The 17,222-nt window shown below is 37.5% G+C and carries 17 protein-coding genes and 1 pseudogene; 1 reads left to right on the top strand and 17 read right to left on the bottom strand.

Annotation, left to right across the window (positions count from 1 at the left end):
• Window positions 1–101 precede the first annotated feature (101 nt).
• From KBU52_RS02545 to KBU52_RS02600, 12 genes and pseudogenes are all read right to left on the bottom strand, one after another.
• A complete protein-coding gene (locus tag KBU52_RS02545) occupies window positions 102–515 on the bottom strand; it encodes a type II toxin-antitoxin system death-on-curing family toxin (RefSeq protein WP_006151792.1) in 414 nt (137 codons plus the stop codon).
• Window positions 512–748, bottom strand: coding sequence for an AbrB family transcriptional regulator (locus tag KBU52_RS02550; RefSeq protein ID WP_000260607.1), 237 nt, complete (start codon window positions 746–748; stop codon window positions 512–514). The genes KBU52_RS02545 and KBU52_RS02550 overlap by 4 nt, the downstream gene beginning before the upstream one ends.
• 59 nt (window positions 749–807) lie before the next feature.
• Window positions 808–1,887: a restriction endonuclease subunit S gene (locus KBU52_RS02555; protein WP_254724204.1), complete on the bottom strand. Its 1,080-nt coding sequence runs from the start codon at window positions 1,885–1,887 to the stop codon at window positions 808–810.
• A 17-nt stretch (window positions 1,888–1,904) separates the two neighbouring features.
• A pseudogene (locus tag KBU52_RS02560) lies at window positions 1,905–2,426 on the bottom strand (restriction endonuclease subunit S); the annotation flags it as partial.
• 12 nt (window positions 2,427–2,438) lie between these two features.
• Window positions 2,439–3,896: a class I SAM-dependent DNA methyltransferase gene (locus KBU52_RS02565; protein WP_006151818.1), complete on the bottom strand. Its 1,458-nt coding sequence runs from the start codon at window positions 3,894–3,896 to the stop codon at window positions 2,439–2,441.
• Window positions 3,897–4,038: 142 nt separating this feature from the next.
• Window positions 4,039–4,914, bottom strand: coding sequence for an N-carbamoylputrescine amidase (aguB, locus tag KBU52_RS02570; protein ID WP_254724205.1), 876 nt, complete (start codon window positions 4,912–4,914; stop codon window positions 4,039–4,041).
• Window positions 4,915–4,923: 9 nt separating this feature from the next.
• The gene (gene aguA / locus KBU52_RS02575; RefSeq protein ID WP_254724206.1) at window positions 4,924–6,009 is read right to left on the bottom strand and encodes an agmatine deiminase; all 1,086 of its coding nucleotides are present in this window, start codon (window positions 6,007–6,009) and stop codon (window positions 4,924–4,926) included.
• Window positions 6,006–7,133: a carboxynorspermidine decarboxylase gene (nspC, locus tag KBU52_RS02580; RefSeq protein ID WP_254724207.1), complete on the bottom strand. Its 1,128-nt coding sequence runs from the start codon at window positions 7,131–7,133 to the stop codon at window positions 6,006–6,008. The genes aguA and nspC overlap by 4 nt, the downstream gene beginning before the upstream one ends.
• A complete protein-coding gene (locus KBU52_RS02585; RefSeq protein WP_254724208.1) occupies window positions 7,133–8,392 on the bottom strand; it encodes a saccharopine dehydrogenase family protein in 1,260 nt (419 codons plus the stop codon). Before KBU52_RS02585 ends, nspC begins: the two co-directional genes overlap by 1 nt.
• Window positions 8,389–9,249 (bottom strand): polyamine aminopropyltransferase, encoded by an 861-nt coding sequence (gene speE / locus KBU52_RS02590; protein WP_084857435.1) that lies wholly within the window; start codon window positions 9,247–9,249, stop codon window positions 8,389–8,391. Before speE ends, KBU52_RS02585 begins: the two co-directional genes overlap by 4 nt.
• A complete protein-coding gene (locus KBU52_RS02595) occupies window positions 9,250–10,704 on the bottom strand; it encodes an aminotransferase class I/II-fold pyridoxal phosphate-dependent enzyme (protein WP_254724209.1) in 1,455 nt (484 codons plus the stop codon).
• A 597-nt stretch (window positions 10,705–11,301) separates the two neighbouring features.
• A complete protein-coding gene (locus KBU52_RS02600) occupies window positions 11,302–12,318 on the bottom strand; it encodes a hypothetical protein (RefSeq protein WP_254724210.1) in 1,017 nt (338 codons plus the stop codon).
• Window positions 12,319–12,569: 251 nt separating this feature from the next.
• On the opposite strand from KBU52_RS02600, the gene KBU52_RS02605 reads away from it, so the two are divergent.
• Window positions 12,570–13,589: a hypothetical protein gene (locus KBU52_RS02605; protein ID WP_254724211.1), complete on the top strand. Its 1,020-nt coding sequence runs from the start codon at window positions 12,570–12,572 to the stop codon at window positions 13,587–13,589.
• Between the two features lie 61 nt (window positions 13,590–13,650).
• Here the strand turns inward: KBU52_RS02605 and KBU52_RS02610 are convergent, their stop codons facing one another.
• The 5 genes from KBU52_RS02610 to KBU52_RS02630 form a co-directional block, all read right to left on the bottom strand.
• Window positions 13,651–13,962 (bottom strand): hypothetical protein, encoded by a 312-nt coding sequence (locus KBU52_RS02610; RefSeq protein WP_254724212.1) that lies wholly within the window; start codon window positions 13,960–13,962, stop codon window positions 13,651–13,653.
• A gap of 4 nt (window positions 13,963–13,966) precedes the next feature.
• On the bottom strand, window positions 13,967–14,149 hold the full coding sequence (locus KBU52_RS02615) for a hypothetical protein (RefSeq protein ID WP_254724213.1): 183 nt from the start codon (window positions 14,147–14,149) through the stop codon (window positions 13,967–13,969).
• 13 nt (window positions 14,150–14,162) lie between these two features.
• Entirely contained in the window at window positions 14,163–15,041 is an 879-nt protein-coding gene (locus KBU52_RS02620) for a DUF4300 family protein (protein ID WP_254724214.1), read from the bottom strand.
• 55 nt (window positions 15,042–15,096) lie between these two features.
• A complete protein-coding gene (locus tag KBU52_RS02625) occupies window positions 15,097–15,978 on the bottom strand; it encodes a diacylglycerol kinase family protein (RefSeq protein WP_254724215.1) in 882 nt (293 codons plus the stop codon).
• 270 nt (window positions 15,979–16,248) lie between these two features.
• Window positions 16,249–17,220, bottom strand: coding sequence for a hypothetical protein (locus KBU52_RS02630; protein WP_254724216.1), 972 nt, complete (start codon window positions 17,218–17,220; stop codon window positions 16,249–16,251).
• Between the last annotated feature and the right edge of the window lie 2 nt (window positions 17,221–17,222).

Raw genomic sequence — 17,222 nt, forward strand, 5'->3', positions numbered from 1 at the left:
CATCATTTCAATAAAAAGAGACAATATTAGTTTTCTGCATTACAGAATTCTAATACTGTCTGTTTATCTATTTTTTTCTTATAGGATTTAAACATCCAAGCTTAATTTTTGCCATTAACTCTAAACGAATTTTCAGATACCCATTTGGTGTAGGAAGCTAACTTTTCATCTGTCAAGGCTTCTACTGCGATAGTAACGCACATAGCGACCGCTTCTTCAACTGTTACAGAAAAACGATATCCATTCAACTGTAGGAATTTCACTAAAACGAAGAAAGCAGTTCGTTTATTAGCGTTGGCAAAAACATGCTTCTTGATCAATTGGACAAATAGTATCGTTGCCTTATCAAAAATTGTTGGATAAAGAGGTTTGCCAAAGACGAATTGTTCTGGTAAATTGACAATCATATTTAAGGCAGAAGGACTAACTGTTTGAATTTTTTCATTAGGTGAATACCGTTGAATTGCTAAAGAATTGATTTTCTCGATTTGCCTTTCTGTCAGATAGACTGTCATTTTTCCACCAAAGCTTTGAAAACATCATCGTATTCGTCAAAAATTTTGTCCAAATTTAAGTCAAAGGCATCATCAGATACATAAGAAATCTGATGCCCAGACTCTTCGGGAGTAAAGATAATTTCACCACTTGGTAACAATTTCGCTTCGTATTTAACACCACTTGGAATATTGAATTCACTTGGAATGGTGATGGTGATTGAATTTCCTTGTTTTCTTGTTTTTACTACCATCTGATTTCCTCCTTTGAAGTATTATAACAAATAAATACCGTAATTACAATGACAGAATATCAGCCAAAATACTCTTGCATGAGAGATTTTTTCAAGGTTTCCAGTTCTTCTAGTGATTTTTGAATTGCCAATTGTGATTTGTCTACCTGAGCCACAAAGTCTGCGAACTCATTTTGGAGGGAAAGAGGGGGGAGGGGAAGAAGTATTTTTTTTAATTTTATAATTGGTAACTGAGGTTGAGCACTTCCTGATATCGCTCGACTATAATTATTATTCCTTAAAACGTGGATAATAAATATCTGATTTAGATTTGGTTTCTTAGGACGTAATATTACCATACCTGAATTTATGCGTAAATGTTTATATTTTATTGATTCATCGTAGTACGCTACATTTCCAACAGTACCTCTTGTTGTCAAGACTATATCATAACGCTCAAGTTTGCCTTTTCTAAGCAATTTATCCTTTGTTTCAGTAATAAATTGATTTGTAATAAATGAAAATCCATTTTTTGTAACATTCTTTGTATTTAAAAATAAGCAATATTCTTCATCAAACAACTCATCTGATTTCGGATAATTTTTTCCTCTATCACCATCTATAATATCAAATAGATTATCAATACTTTCAAATTGTTTATTTCCCCCAAACATCTCGTTAAATCGGGATTTTACAAGGTTAGAAAGTTCACTAAGTTGTTTATTTCTAATTATAATTTCATTGTCTAACTTTTCTAATATTCTAATAATTTTATCTTGTTCAATAGTACTTCTCATTGGAATCTGTGCATCTGATAAATTATTGAGCTTAATATACTTTATAACTCCTCCAATTGATTGATATCGTAAAACTTCAATGTACTTATCAAGAAAGTAGTATAAATATTTCATTCTTACATTAGAATTACTAGTCAAAATATAGGTTCTCTGATAAGCATTAAATTTACCTTTATAATACTTAACATTTAAATCCCCATTTCCTGCTACTAAAACGACTTCATCGTCATAAGCGTATTCATTAATACAAGAAATTTCTTTTGCTGTTGTAAAAAATGGATACTTACCTCCAGGAACTGCCTCATTAGCATCCAATTTACCAGTTTGAATAGAAACCAATTGCCCTAACTTCACTTTCTTCATGCAACCACCTCCTCGAAATATCGGGATTTGACGAGCTCATTTAATCCTTCTGACTGAATTTTACGAAAATCATAAATATGACTAATTGTATTTAGTTTTTTTGAAATTAACTTTTGTTCCAGTTTATTAGGCAAAACAAATGAGATATCTTTAATTTCAGCTACTGAAAGATGTTTTACTGTAACAAAAGGGGTCTTATCTTCAATTTCTTTCAGGAATTTCGGAATCAACCAAGCTATATAACCTTCATCTACACTTTTATCCGTAATTTTAATTTTACAGACACGTTGATTAAGTAGCGCTAAATCCCCCTCCCATTTTTTCAATATAAAACTGCCATCCATTGTAATCAATAAATCTCCATTTTTAATCAAATATTCTTCTGGATAAGCTCCTTCAAAGTAGGTATCAGAAAAACCTCTCTCTACATCTCGAATTCGGATTAAGGGAAGCCCAATTTTTTTATCGTTAAATTGTGATGATTTAAAAGCGTAACCAGATAAAATCTCACAAACTTCCCCCAACTTCACTTTTTTCATACATGCATCTCCCTACTTTAGTAATTCTTCTAACTCTGCTAAGCCAGCTTGAATTTCTTTTTCTAGATCATTGATTTTCTTTAAGATGACTTCTGTTGGTTCATAGTCAACTTTTTCATACTCGATTTCTTTGTATTTATTGATGGACAAATCAAAATCATTTTCCTTAATCTCATCAACTGGAACAAAGAAGGACTGGTCTGTTCTCTTACGATCTGTTTCTTTCTCTAATTGATGGTATCGTTGAATAATATCTGGAATATCATTTTCGTTGATAGGCTGGCGTTTATCATCTAAACTCAGACCGTCTGCTTTCATATCGTAAAACCAAACCTTATCCGTTCCACCATTTCCAGTCTTAGTGAAGATAAGGATAGCGGTTGAAACCCCTGCATAAGGCTTGAAAACACCACTTGGCATCGAAATAACTGCATCTAGTTTATGATGCTCAACGATTTCCTGACGAATCCCTTTATGAGCTTTAGAGGAACCAAATAGGACACCGTCCGGTACAATAACAGCTGCACGTCCACCTGGCTTCAAAGTGCGTAAGAAAAGGGCAAGGAAAAGCAACTCTGTCTTCTTAGTCTTAATCGTAGCCAACAAATCTCCAGAGGTTGAATCATAATCAAGAGATCCTTTGAAAGGTGGATTGGCTAAAACTAGAGTATATTTATCAGCTTCTTCATTATCTTGAGATAGTGAGTCTAGATAGCAAATTTGGGGATTTTCAACCCCATGGAGCATCATGTTCATAGCACCAAGTCTCAACATTGTCGTATCCGTATCATTCCCATGAAACATAGTATTGTGGAAATGCTTTACACTGTCAATATTTGTTTGCCACTCTTCTTTTCTTCGGTCTAGGTAGCGACTTGCAGAAACTAAAAATCCTGCAGACCCCATGGCAGGATCTGAAATAATATCCTTAATTGTCGGTTGCATTAGCTCAACCATCATATCAATGATATGACGAGGAGTACGAAATTGACCATTTGCCCCTGCCTGAGATAATTTTGACAATAGATACTCGTAGATGTCTCCAATATCTTTTATATCCGTAGGTAACTCATCCAGAGCAGCTATCGCCTTTTGTAAGGTAGCAGGTTTATTGATTTGAAAAATCGCTTCACGCATATAACGTGAAAAAGCTGTATCGTCAGTATCCCCCTTCAGATTCTTAATAAATGGAAAAATCTCTTGTGACATCAGACGATAAACTTCTTGGGCATCTCCTAAGTTCTTAAAGGTTGACCAACGATATTCGGGTTTATCTTTTGGGAAAATTCCCTCATAGGGAATACCTAGAAATTCAGCATCATTTTCTCGTCCAAGTTCAACTCTGTCCAAATCCTTCATAAATAAAAGATAAGTCAATTGCTCAATGTTGGTCAAAGGATTCGCATTCCCCTCTGTCCATAGCATTTCCCAAAGCTGATCAATCTTATTCTTTAATTCGCCTGTAATCATATTTTACCTCTCAAAATGTTTTAATTTTAAAAAACTGTCATTTAAAATTTTAAAACTTCTTATACCCCATTTTATCAGATTTCTAATACTTTATCAAAAATTAATATAGTATATAAAGAAAAAGCCTCTTAGAGGCTTTTTCTCATCTGACAATATCTTTATACATGTCTGGTCTTCTGTCTCTAAAGAGACCCCAGTTCAGGCGTTCATTCGCTCCCTTGTCAAGGTCATAAGTGGTTAAGAGGATTGCTTCATCTTGTCGTTCGGCTTGACTTAAAATAGCTCCTGTTTCATCGGTCATAAAGGATGAACCGTAGAAGTTAAGACTGGAACTTTGTCCTCCATTTTCCTCGCAAGGGGTGACTTCTTCTAAACCATAACGATTGGCTGCAATAACTGGCACAATATTTGCTGCTGCATGCCCTTGCATAGTACGTTGCCAATGACCACAACTATCTGTATCCAAAATAGGCTCTGAACCAATAGCTGTTGGATAAAAGAGCAATTCTGCACCATTTAAAGCAAGGCAACGGGCTGTTTCAGGAAACCATTGGTCCCAACAGATGCCAATACCAATCTTGGCATAGCGAGTATCCCAGACCTTGAAGCCTGTGTTTCCAGGTGTGAAATAGAATTTCTCTTGGTAATAATGGTCATCAGGAATGTGAGTCTTCCGATAAACGCCAAGCACTTCTCCATCTGCATCAATGACAGCAATAGAATTGTACAAGACATTACCATCCTTTTCATAGAAACTGATCGGTAAAACGACCTTTAGCTCCTTGGCAATTCCTTTAAAATGCTGAATGGCCGTATTTTCTGTCACCGACTGGGCATACTGGTAGTAGTCATACTGACGCTCCTGACAGAAATAGGGACGTTCAAATAATTCAGGCAAGAGAATAATTTGGGCTCCTTGCTCAGCAGCTTGTCGAACTAGACGTTCAGCTGTTTGGATATTGGTTTCCACATCCTTAGCGCATTGCATCTGAATAGCTGCAACCGTTACATTTCTCATCTTTTTCTCCTATTCTGGAATTTGTTGGGTAATACAGTGGATATTTCCACCACCTAAAAGAATATCTCTTGCAGGAATTCCGACAACTTCACGGTCTGGGAAACACTGGCTCAGGATATTCAAGGCTACTTGGTCGTTTACATCCTGAAATTGCGGCACTAATACAGACTTATTAGCAATGTAAAAATTTACATAGGAAGCTGCTAGACGTTCCCCTGCATAACGCTCCTCTTCGCCTTCTTCATATGTATATCCCGGCAAATCTTCTTCTGTAACTACTTGATGAATAGCTGGGATTGGAAGTTTATGAATAGTGAAACTCCGGCCTTTTGCATCAGTTTCCTTCTCTAAGAGAGCTAAATCAGCTGCAGACATGGCATACTGAGGATCTTCTTGGTCGTCCGTCCAAGCTAAAACAACCTCTGCAGGACCAACAAAGGCAGCAACATTGTCGACGTGTTCATTTGTCTCATCTTGATAAATACCATAAGGCAACCAAATGACCTTTTCGGCACCAAGGCTCTCTAGTAAGGTCTCTTCAATCTCCTCTTTAGTCAGGTGAGGATTACGACCCGGACTGAGCAAGCAACTTTCAGTCACAAGTATAGTTCCTTGACCGTCATTATGAATAGCTCCGCCTTCCAGTACAAATGGTTTGGCATCGTAAACAGGTATATCTAAAACTTCTGCAAAGCGACTGGCTACTTGGTCATCTGCTTCATAGTCTTGGTAAAGACCGTCAACAGCACCACCCCAGGCATTGAAAGACCAATCTACCGCCAACTTTTTCCTTTGATCATTGAGGAGAATGGTCGGACCTGTATCACGAGCCCAGGCATCATTTGTCTGAATATCTAGATAAACAACATTGTCTCCAAGATAAGATTGTGCTTCAGATAGATAGTCTTGCTCCACCAAAAGGTAGACTGTTTCCCCTTGAGCAATGGTTTTGATAATCCGGCTAAAAGCAGCTTTAGCGGCCTTGCCTTCAAATGGCCAAGAACCTGGTCGAGTCGGCCATATCATGAGAGTCCCATGATGGGGTTCATACTCTGCAGGCATACGATAACCTAATTTCTTTGGGCTGTCCATCATGATAATCTCTCCTTAAAGTCTTGGTAGCCAAATGCTTTGACTAGACTGCACTCACCCTCTTTATCCATGAGATACAAACTTGGAAGTCCAATCCCGTTAAAGGTATTATTTTTGACAAAGGAGTAAATAGCCATGTCTTCAAAATAGAGGCAATCACCGATTTCTATCGGTTTTTCAAAGCTGTAATCCCCAATGATATCACCTGTCAGGCAAGTATTTGAAGAGAGTCTATAAGTATAAGGTTTTTCTTGCGCTTCAAATCCATCTCTTAATGGGGGACGATAAGGCATCTCAAGAACATCTGGCATATGGCAGCTTGCCGAGGCATCTAACACCAAGGTCTCAATCCCGTTTTCAACAATATCTAAGACTTCTGTTGCTAGATAACCCGCATTAAGTGCAATGGCTTCACCTGGTTCGATATAGACATCAAGGTTATAAGTTTCTCGAATTCGTTTAAGCTCAGAAATCAGTAAGTCCACATCATAGTCATCTCTCGTAATATGATGACCACCACCCATATTGAGCCATTTAACTTGATGCAAATAGGCTCCAAACTGCTCTTCTACTGCTTTCAAAGTCGTTTGTAAATCATCTGCCCCTTGCTCACAGAGAGTATGAAAATGAAGTCCGTCAACCAATTCCAATAAATCACTTGGTATCTTATCCAAAGTTACTCCAAAACGAGAGCCAGGTGCACAAGGATCATAAAGCGCGTGGTCACCCTGCGTTGAACATTGAGGATTGATGCGAAGACCTACACTTATACCAACTTCACGACAACGTTGACCATATTTTCGTAGTTGTCTCTCTGAGTTAAAAACAATATGATCAGATATTTGCAGCAACTCTTCCATATCTGATTCCTTGAAAGCAGGCGCAAATACATGGACTTCCCCCGGAAACTCTTCTCTAGCCAGCTTGGCTTCATAGAGTCCACTAGCTGTCGTACCTGATAGATACTGGCTAATTAGGGGATAGGTTTTATAGAGAGAATAAGCCTTTTGAGCTAGCAAAACCTTACAACCTGCCTTTTCCTGAACCTCTTGCAGAATTCTACAATTTTCTTCTAGTTTTGCTAAATCAATGACGTAAGCTGGTGTTGGTACTTGTTCTAATTTCATTAGTCCACCATTTGTGGATTTTCAACCACAACCCATGGCAAACCGTATTTATTTAAAGCTTCCATGAATGGGTCTGGATCCAACTCTTCAAGGTTATAAACTCCTGGTTGTTTCCATGTACCATCCATCACTAATTTTGTCCCAATCATAGCAGGAACACCTGTTGTGTAAGAAATGGCTTGTGAACCAACTTCTGCGTAACATTCTTGATGGTCGCAAACATTGTAGATGTAGATGGTCTTTTCAACTCCATCTTTGACACCAGTAAAGATACATCCGATATTAGTTTTTCCAACAGTACGTGGTCCAAGGCTTGCAGGATCTGGAAGCAAGGCTTTCAAGAATTGAATCGGAACAATTTCTTGTCCGTTAAAGTTAATCGCATCTGTACGAAGAAGCCCAACGTTTTCCAAGCATTTCATGTGCGTTAGATAGGATTGACCAAAAGTCATAAAGAAACGAATGCGTTTAACACCTGGAATATTCTTTGCTAATGATTCGATTTCTTCATGGTGGAGGAGATACATGTCTTTTTGACCAACTTGAGGGAAATCATACTCACGTTTGATAGACATTGCTTCGACCTCAACCCATTTTCCATCTTCCCAGTAAGAACCTGGTGCAGAAACCTCACGTAGATTGATTTCTGGGTTAAAGTTAGTTGCAAATGGATAACCATGGTCCCCACCATTACAGTCTAAAATGTCGATATAGTGGATTTCATCAAAGTAATGTTTGAGTGCATAAGCTGAAAAGACGCTGGTTACACCTGGGTCAAAACCAGAACCAAGAAGAGCTGTCAAGCCTGCTTCCTTGAATTTTTCTTGATAAGCCCATTGCCATGAGTAGTCAAAGTAGGCTGTAAAACCAAGTTCCTTACAACGTTTCTCATAGATGGCACGCCATTCAGGGTCTTCTGTGTCCTCAGCCTCATAGTTGGCAGTATCGATATAGTGGACTCCTGTTGCCAAACAAGCATCCATAATAGTCAAATCTTGGTATGGTAGAGCTACGTTCAAAACAGCTTCTGGTTTGTAGCTTTCAATCAAGGCAATCACTTCTTCCACCTTGTCAGCATCAAGAGCAGCTGTTTCAATTTTAGTACTTGTTTTTCCTTCTAATTTAGCCTTTAATTCATCACATTTTGACTTGGTACGGCTAGCAATCATAATTTCTTTAAAAGTATCGCTATCTTGGCAAATCTTTGATATAGCAACTTGGGCAACGCCCCCACATCCAATAACTAATAAACGACTCATTTTTTTCCTTCCTCTTCTTCTAAAATGTCTTCAACGTATTTTGGCAACATAAAGGCACCAACGTGTAGGTTTGCAGTGTAGTATTCTGTGAAAAGCTGGCGTTTTTTCCAGCCTTCCTTGTCAAAATCTTTGACAGGGTGATATTTTTTCGATGCAAATCCAAATAACCAATAGCCAGCAGGACTAGTTGGGATATGTGCTTGGTAAACCCTGCTGATTGGAAAGGCTTGATTGACCTTGCGGTGCATACTTCGGCAAGCCGACTCATCTTCGTCAAAGAAAGGACTACCATGTTGGTAAATCATAATACCATCTTCTTTCAAGGCTCTGTAACTATTGCCGTAAAATTCCTTGGTAAAGAGCCCTTCCGTATGGCCAAATGGATCTGTCGCATCGTTAATGATGATGTCGTAATCATCTTCACAGTTTCTCAAAAATCTCAGTCCATTTTGGTAGTAAATGGTGACACGAGGGTCATCAAGTCCCGCAGCAAAATCTGGGAAGTATTCTCGACAAACCTCAACCAGCATCTCATCTGGTTCCACGATATCAATTTGCTCCAGTTCAGGATATAGCGTTAATACTTGGGCAACACCACCGTCTCCCCCCCCGATAACCAAAACTTTCTTTGGATTGGGATGGACAGCCATTGGAACATGGACTGTCATTTCATTGTAGACAAAATCATCTGCATCTGAAAACAAGACATGCCCATTTAAAATTAACACTTTCCCAAAAGCTGGTGTATCTAATACTTCAATATCCTGCCATTCACTTTGACCAGAATACAGTTGCTTTGCTGTTCTCATCGTTAACTTCACATCTGGAGTATGAACTTCAGAAAACCATAAATCCATCTAGTTCTCCTTTCTTTCAATGACGTTGATGTGATTGACCTCTGGATCTTCCGTTCCTTGGAGGGAGCAACCACGTTCTTTGGCGAATTTTATATAATCCACAATTTCTCGTGTAATCCGTTCACCTGGCGCTAGGATTGGAATACCTGGAGGATAACACATGACAAATTCTCCGCAGACTTGCCCCACAGACTCGTCTAATGTTAAGCTTCTTCTCTCTGCATAGAAGGCTTCCTGAGGGGATAGCACCAACTCAGGCTGGATATATTCTCCAGCAATCAAGTCCTTCCCATCTCGTGAGTATAGTCTCTTGATATCAGCCAAAGCACCTACCAAGCGCTCAATATCTTGGATACGGTCACCGATCGAAATGTAGGCCAAGATATTCCCGATATCACCAAACTCGATCTGAATGTCATATTCATCTCGTAAGAGGTCATAAACCTCGATACCTGTTAAGCCAATACCCTGAGTATAGACTGACAACTTAGTCACGTCAAAATCACAAACTGAGACACCGTCTATTAGTTCTTTTGAGTAGGCGTAGTAGCCACCGATGGCATTGATTTCACGACGAGCATACTCAGATAACTCAATAACTTTCTCAAAGGAATCTTTGCCACGAAGGGCTAGGTTTCTACGAGAAACATCTAAACTAGCCATTAGCAAGTAGGATGCTGATGTTGACTGTGTCAGGTTAATAATCTGACGTACGTACTCAGGATTCATCTGATCGCCAACTAAAAGAAGGGAACTTTGAGTCAAGCTGCCACCGGACTTATGCATGGATACAGCTGACATATCTGCTCCTGCGTCCATAGCAGACAGAGGAAGTTTATCTGTAAAGTGCAGATGAGCACCGTGCGCCTCGTCTACTAAGACTTTCATTCCTGCGGCGTGTGCCATCTCTGTTAAACCCTTAAGATCTGAACAAATCCCATAATAGGTTGGATTGTTAATTAGGATAGCCTTGGCATCCGGATGGTCCTTAATAGCTTGCGCCACACGGTCATTCTCAAGCCCCAAAGCAATACCGATTTTGGGATCCACACTCATCTCAATATAGATAGGAATTGCTCCGCATAAAACGAGAGCATTAATAGCTGATTTATGGACATTTCGTGGAAGGATGATTTTATCACCGGATTTACAGGTGGAAAGAATCATGGTTTGCACGGATGAGGTTGTCCCGCCAATCATTAAAAAGGCATGAGCAGCACCAAATGCTTCTGCTGCTAGTTCTTCTGCATCTCTGATAATCGAAATGGGATGTCCTAGATTATCCAAAGGTTTCATAGAATTGACATCGATACCAACACATTTCTCACCAAGAAGTTCCACTAATTCCGGATTCCCACGACCACGCTTATGACCAGGTACATCGAACGGTACAATTCTTTTTTTTCGTAATTTGACCAACCCCTCATAGATGGGAGCTTGGTTTTGATTTAACATGTTTTAGACATACTCCTTTACCATAGTTTTACACCTTAACAATGCAAGGCTCTAAAGGATACTTATGAAAAAAAGAGCAGGTTGGCACCTGCTCTACAATCTACTGACGTGTTTATGTTTGTTTCTTTTGAGTATGTCTGTTCCTGATGTTTCCTAACTCTCTAGTAGCAAATATTACGTACTTTATTGATCGTTTCACAAGATGACGTGTGCTTTCACCACACTAACAAATCTTTACGAATTAGAACTAATGTCCTAACATCAACTTATAAAAGTAGGCTTTTAACCCTATCAATAATGTGGCTTTTCAACCACGCTTCGGCATTCAACCCTGCCTGTCCGTAGGCATTTTTTACTCGGGTTTATATTTGCTAGAAAACATCATCTCATTTTCTAAGCTTCATTACTATACCATGATTTCACAATCTTGTAAAGTATTTTTAGAACTTTTTTTAAATAATTTAATATTTAGTTCGTGTAATTTATTCAACCAAGAAATAGAAATCGTTTTACATTTAAATCAAAAACAAAAAAAGGAACTAAATAAATTAATTCCTATAGATAGTCATAAGCAAATTCAACTATTCAAAATCGTATTTACTCATCACGCGCAACTTTGGCAGCTAGTTCAAAATCAGTCATCAAGTAATTTTCATCTAGGCGGATGAGACTATAATACTCATTCCAAAATAGAGAGTCACTGTGACTTGACCACTGTAATCCATACCACAATTGAGTGACATCACTTGTATTTGATGGGGGGATTGACCATAGATGCTTTTTGAAAGTTTCTTGAACAAGCGGGATATCAAGTCTAGTAGTCAAGTCGAGTTCATCTAACTTGAAAGTGATAGAATGTTTCTTTGCTTCTTCAATACTGTCCTTATTAGATCGAACCTGAATAACCTTAGAATCTTCTAAAGCCACATCCTGGTCCTCAGCACCGTAAAAGGAAATACTGCCAAGAACTATGCCATCTTTTGCCAGAAGATAGGGAGCGTAGGGAACAGCATTGCTATCAAGTCTAAAGCCTTTTTCGATAGTGACTGATTTATCTCCTGAATACTTTTGAAAATTGCCATCTGTCAGGAGGTCTTCGTAGTCGCTACCACCATCACCTTGTCTGACATAGATATCAAATCCAGCTTCCATCAAATCACTTGCTTTGGTTTCTGCTAAAGTGATTTTACTTTCATTAATTTGCAAAATCGGTGCTTGAGGTGGCAAACCAATCGTGAGATGAAACATGACTCCTACTAGAAAGACCATCAAGGTTATAAGGAGGGCAAGCATAGACTTCCCAGTCCTTTTTCTCGCATTGAAAAGGGCCATTATAGCAGGTAGGAGAATCATTTTGGCTAAAATAGAATTCCCAACACCACCTCTATTTAAGGTCTGAAAGGCAAAGAGCCCTGCGATGACAATCAGGGACAGGTAGACCAAAATCTCTCCTAGACCCAGTTTTTCTGTTCGAGTTTGCTGATTTACAGGAGTTTCGTACAATGACTGCCCATTCTCTTTCCTCTTTTTTAGAAAGAGATAAAAACCCAGACCGAGTAGCAGATTAAAGATTGCAAAAACTATTAAAGTACCTATAATCACCGTTCTACCCATTGCTCTCTACTCCTTTATGTTCTCTCTCAAATCTTATCTTTCTCTTCATTGTCCAATTCCCAATCAATAAAACCATTAAGAAGAAGGGGGCAGCCTTCTATCAGCACAATCGGTAAAGCTTAAATGGCAATGATTCTCATCTTTTTATCTTTAAGGAAACTGCTGATATTTCTAGCTCTATTTCCCTAGAAAGTGCTATAATGGAGCTAACAAAATTGTTCTCTAGCAATTGAAAAACGGGGGAAGTAGTCATGCTCACCACTATTGTTTTAGGATTTTATGCTCTTTTCTTTCTATCCTTGTGCTTTACTATCTATCTCTATATTAGACTTGTAGTTGCGGTTAAAAAAGGCAAAGACATTCCCAAATGGATTTATAAACTCGGCCATGCTGTTCAAGGAAGAATTCACGTTGACTATGAAGAAATCACTGATGCTAATGCCCTTAAAGAGATTCATTGGTTCTTGCTAATCTATTTAATCGTAAATCTACTCGTATTGGCTGTCTTCTATTATCATGGTAATAGCTTTCCTCAAGCCATTTATGAATGTTTGAAAAAACAATTTTTTATCGTAATTGTTAGTATGGTTTTAAAAAGTATTGGCAAATTTGTTGTACTTGCTATAAGAAAGAACTTTCATAACAGTCATGTCTATGCATCAACCAACGCTTTTATCGGGACAGCTTTTTTAACGAGTTATGTTTTTATGTTTTGCATGATGATGAGTGGACTTCCAGCTCAACCTGTTTCAGTAACCATTCAAGATACCACTGTCATTATTGGTGAGACCAAGGCTTCCGAGCTTTTGGACCAAGGCTTTAGCTTCGAAGATAAAAATCCAGAGAGTTCCATCACCAATCCCAAAAACGACCACTTCTACTACGGTCAGCTTCTCGAAGTCAAGCGGGATAATCAGTCCTACGGCTTTATGAGCCTTACTCCTACGGGTAGAGATACTGATCAACTCAAAAACTGCGTCATCACCTATTACAGAACACCTAAGGATAACAATCAACTAGAAGAAATTTCCATCAATCATGTCAAGTTAGCAAATCTCAAGCTCCAAGATTTTCAAACACGAAAATTAATCGATATCTTTGAAGTCAATCCAGCTGATTATAACGTCTCTGATAAAGATACTAACTTTATCCTAACCATCCAAACAGCAGATTACGACCTCTGGAAAAGGTACCGTATTGAATCCAAGTTTAATTCAGATGGTTCGATTGATAGCTATGGAGTCAGAGCTCAGCATAGCATGTGGGAATGATGGAGTGTTAGCTTTAGTCATTAGTAAGCATATAATCAAATAGATGAGCGTTTAGGCGCTCCTACTTGATTTTATGCTTATTCATTTTTTCTTGGAAAATATCAGTAAGAATTTGTCGTAATTCTTGAGCTTCTTTATCTGGAAGTTGGCCTTCTTGTTCAGCAACAGCGTACAATTCCGGATACTCAAGAGAGATTCTCTTAATCGTACGAGTAATCGCATGTTTTCTAACAAAAAACGGGATACGCTTAATGTATTCTTGAGGGATTAGAGCGATAATCTTATCGGTTGTTTCCTTATCGCTAAGTTTAGAGAAAGTCAGTCCCTTTTTAATCATTTCTTGTTCTTTTTCTGTAAAATCTTGTAATTCCATATGTCTAGTCCTCATCTTCTGTCACTTCCCAAATCTCTGCTTGGTAGGGTTCTCCATCTTCATCGTATCGATTGATATAACCAATAAATCTTTCATTATTTCTGGGTCTCTGCTGGTTTCCTTTGATAACCCAAACAGCCCATACCCCAATTAGGAATAAGACTATCATTCCAAACAATGCATCCATAATGTCTACTCCCTTAAAATTGAACCCACTTATCATTATCCATAATAAATGGTTTAGCTAGACCTTCTCCTGTATAGTTTTCGTATTTTGTATCTAGATATTTGTAACAATCTTCCTTGGTCGCAAATTTGATGGCTTGATAAGGCTCCTCAAAGGTTAACTTTTCAACAAAGAGATAGCCGTCCTCACTTGGTACAAGTATCCCGACATGGCCAATAAAGAGGGATTGACCATCCAAGTCATCATGGACGACTACGGAGAGCATTCTTGCATTTTCATTAAACTTGAATTGAGAAAGGAATTGTTCCATCTTTGCAGCATGAACTTTGACATCTGTCGTTGCTTCGGTCTTGACTCTTGAGAATAAAATATCAAAGGCATCCTTGTCTTCTGCATCAAAGACCTTACCTTTGTCAATGGCATCATTATCGACAAACAAGAGAGAATCATCTTTCTCTAATTTAGGAATTTCGATAGAATTTTTTAATAAACAATAACTGTTAATACGACAGTTGGTACCGACAAAATCACCCTTTTTAGGAGCCCAAAGATTGCTTATCTTTTCAACATCATAGTCTGTTTTGGTAAATGGAGAAAAATCTCCAGTTAAGCCTACTGAACCGACAGTCGCGTTGTAATCATTGACAAGGTTAAAAAATGCATCGACACTATCTTTATCCAAATGTGCAGCTAAGGCTTTCCGAACTTCTTCTACACTCGGTTGATTATTCAAATTGCTATAAGTTGCTTTCCAGGAAACCTGATTTGACTGTGATTGAGTCACTGAAGTTTCAGCAGTACTATCAGAAGCCTTTTGAGTTTGACTACAAGCTACTAAGGTCAAAAGAAGTGTTGAGCAAAGACTAACAGTTGCTAATTTTTTAATTTTCATAGGCTTTCCTTTATTAAAAAATATCGTTAAAAAGACTTGTCAAAGTTTAAAAATCTTATTCTTTCGGTTGAGAATAGACCTCGATATGCTGACCTAGCACCTTGATTTCTACTGGTAGGTCATCAGATTTGTCACCATCAACATCTGTTTCTAATTCAGAATCAGAAGAAATTTTTATATGACGAGCTTTTATATACTCGATATTATCATTTACGACGACATCCCCTTTTAATAAATCAGGGATAACTGCCAATTTAGTAAGGATTGAAGCATCTTTTAAAATTAAAAGATTGGCATAACCATCCTTGTCTTCATCAAAGATTTTTTTGTCAGCGAAATAATTGGTAAGAAGAACTAAAACATGGCTAGCTGGGCCAATATAATTTCCATTTTCTGTCTCAACAGAAATATTAAATGCTTGATCTGTCACGACAGACTTCATGGTATTAATCACATAGGCAAGCATACCAAATTTTGTTTTATCTTCTATCCCAACGTTGTGGATAGCTTCTGGCAGTGAACCAATACTAAAAATGTATCCGAAATAGTGCCCATTTGATTTTCCGATATCAATCTTATTGGTAGAATTGAAATCGAGTTCGTCAATGGCACCATCAATATCTTGATTAATTTCTAATAGTTTGGTGATAAGATTTCCAGTTCCTCCTGGGATAATCGCAAGTTTAGGAATGTAGTCTTTTTCCGCGATACCAGAGATTACTTCATTGACAGTCCCATCACCACCAAAAACAAGAACAGCATCATAGTGCTCACGAGAAGCTTCTTCAGCAAAGTTTGTGGCGTCTTGCGCTTTCTCCGTAATTTTAATTTCCACATCTTCAAAATAGTCTCTAGCTTTATTCTCAAGTTTCACCTTATAATCCAAAGCTTTTTCGCCACCAGAGGTTGGATTGATGATTACCATAATTTTTTTCATTTATAATTCTCCTTACAACCTAACTATAAAAAATTAAGTTTCAATATAGCTTTTTTAATACTATGCCATTATATAACTAAATTCTCAAAATTAAAAATTGGATGTCCTGAATTTAAATAGATTGATCTCTTGCCTTTTATTGCCTTAATATTAATTCTTAAAGTTCTTAAGTTTTCAATGTTAAAAATCATCTAGAATAGAATGCTTGCTAATGGTATCCTTTGACACTCCATCTTGAGAGAACTTATTAAATCTAGTTAAAAAGGACGTTTATAGTCGTTCTACTTTTATTCCTTGACTCTTAAAAATATCCTCAACTTGTTCAAAATTACTAGTCATAATTGTCGCTTTCTTCAGATTAGGAAACTGTTGCAGTTCTTTAAGACTAACTTCATTTAGATCGAAACTATCATCTTCACCATCCCACTGAGGTATCAGATTCATATAAATCTCGTTACCTCCATCCATATCGATTTCTTGAACTTGTTCAGCATATTTCTTAGGTATAGGAAGATTTATCATATAATCAAGTGCTGGTTGAATAATCTCCATACTTTCTGTGTCGATATTCAACTCACTGGCTTCCTCTGCAAAATCAAAAATATTAAAAACAGGTTTCAAAACCTCTAAATCATACATTAAAACCTGGATAATGGCTAGTTTAAAAGTTATATTGTCAAAGTGAAGCACTTCTTCATCAGTTGTTTTTAACTTGTAACTTTCCGGTTCACGTTTTATCTCTGGAAAATAAGAAATAGAAAGTGTGTCTGTGATTGTCTCTGTAATTCCTTTAAAATTTGTTCCATAAGGAGTCCATAAAATAAGGTTAAAATCCCCTACTCTATGCCTATCAGAAAAGAAATAAGGCGATTTTCCATCTGATAATACCACAGCTTGACATGGTTGTTTTGGCAATTCTTTCTCTCCAGTCATAGATTTTACAACATCGCCATAGTAGAGGAAAACAGTAGAAATCAAATGTTCCTCATCAATGTATGTTTTAGATTTTTTTAAATGATTTTTAATTGAGAAAGAATGTTCAAATACAATACCAATATTGTCATAAATGTATTTAATAAACTTATTATCTCTTTTGACAACCTGGTCAGGCTTCCCCAAAACAGTTTCAATATCTTTCAAGGACAAAGGAAAAGATAAGCTGGTTCCGTTAATAATCATTGAGTTGTTATGGAGATTGATTTCAAGTTTTTTGTGTGTTGTTTTCTTAAAAAATTTAAACATAT

The organism is Streptococcus sp. 9.1(2021) (assembly GCF_030466425.1).
GTDB lineage: Bacteria > Bacillota > Bacilli > Lactobacillales > Streptococcaceae > Streptococcus > Streptococcus wuxiensis.

What these genes read in the sequence shown, in the direction of transcription:
- nspC (WP_254724207.1), bottom strand. Translation starts at nt 7,133, where the DNA reads ATGAAATTAGAACAAGTACCAACACCAGCTTACGTCATTGATTTAGCA.
- KBU52_RS02625 (WP_254724215.1), bottom strand. Translation starts at nt 15,978, where the DNA reads ATGAAAAAAATTATGGTAATCATCAATCCAACCTCTGGTGGCGAAAAA.
- KBU52_RS02550 (WP_000260607.1), bottom strand. Translation starts at nt 748, where the DNA reads ATGGTAGTAAAAACAAGAAAACAAGGAAATTCAATCACCATCACCATT.
- KBU52_RS02545 (WP_006151792.1), bottom strand. Translation starts at nt 515, where the DNA reads ATGACAGTCTATCTGACAGAAAGGCAAATCGAGAAAATCAATTCTTTA.
- KBU52_RS02595 (WP_254724209.1), bottom strand. Translation starts at nt 10,704, where the DNA reads ATGTTAAATCAAAACCAAGCTCCCATCTATGAGGGGTTGGTCAAATTA.
- speE (WP_084857435.1), bottom strand. Translation starts at nt 9,249, where the DNA reads ATGGATTTATGGTTTTCTGAAGTTCATACTCCAGATGTGAAGTTAACG.
- KBU52_RS02630 (WP_254724216.1), bottom strand. Translation starts at nt 17,220, where the DNA reads ATGTTTAAATTTTTTAAGAAAACAACACACAAAAAACTTGAAATCAAT.
- aguA (WP_254724206.1), bottom strand. Translation starts at nt 6,009, where the DNA reads ATGATGGACAGCCCAAAGAAATTAGGTTATCGTATGCCTGCAGAGTAT.
- KBU52_RS02615 (WP_254724213.1), bottom strand. Translation starts at nt 14,149, where the DNA reads ATGGATGCATTGTTTGGAATGATAGTCTTATTCCTAATTGGGGTATGG.
- KBU52_RS02620 (WP_254724214.1), bottom strand. Translation starts at nt 15,041, where the DNA reads ATGAAAATTAAAAAATTAGCAACTGTTAGTCTTTGCTCAACACTTCTT.
- KBU52_RS02610 (WP_254724212.1), bottom strand. Translation starts at nt 13,962, where the DNA reads ATGGAATTACAAGATTTTACAGAAAAAGAACAAGAAATGATTAAAAAG.
- aguB (WP_254724205.1), bottom strand. Translation starts at nt 4,914, where the DNA reads ATGAGAAATGTAACGGTTGCAGCTATTCAGATGCAATGCGCTAAGGAT.
- KBU52_RS02585 (WP_254724208.1), bottom strand. Translation starts at nt 8,392, where the DNA reads ATGAGTCGTTTATTAGTTATTGGATGTGGGGGCGTTGCCCAAGTTGCT.
- KBU52_RS02555 (WP_254724204.1), bottom strand. Translation starts at nt 1,887, where the DNA reads ATGAAGAAAGTGAAGTTAGGGCAATTGGTTTCTATTCAAACTGGTAAA.
- KBU52_RS02605 (WP_254724211.1), top strand. Translation starts at nt 12,570, where the DNA reads ATGCTCACCACTATTGTTTTAGGATTTTATGCTCTTTTCTTTCTATCC.
- KBU52_RS02600 (WP_254724210.1), bottom strand. Translation starts at nt 12,318, where the DNA reads ATGGGTAGAACGGTGATTATAGGTACTTTAATAGTTTTTGCAATCTTT.
- KBU52_RS02565 (WP_006151818.1), bottom strand. Translation starts at nt 3,896, where the DNA reads ATGATTACAGGCGAATTAAAGAATAAGATTGATCAGCTTTGGGAAATG.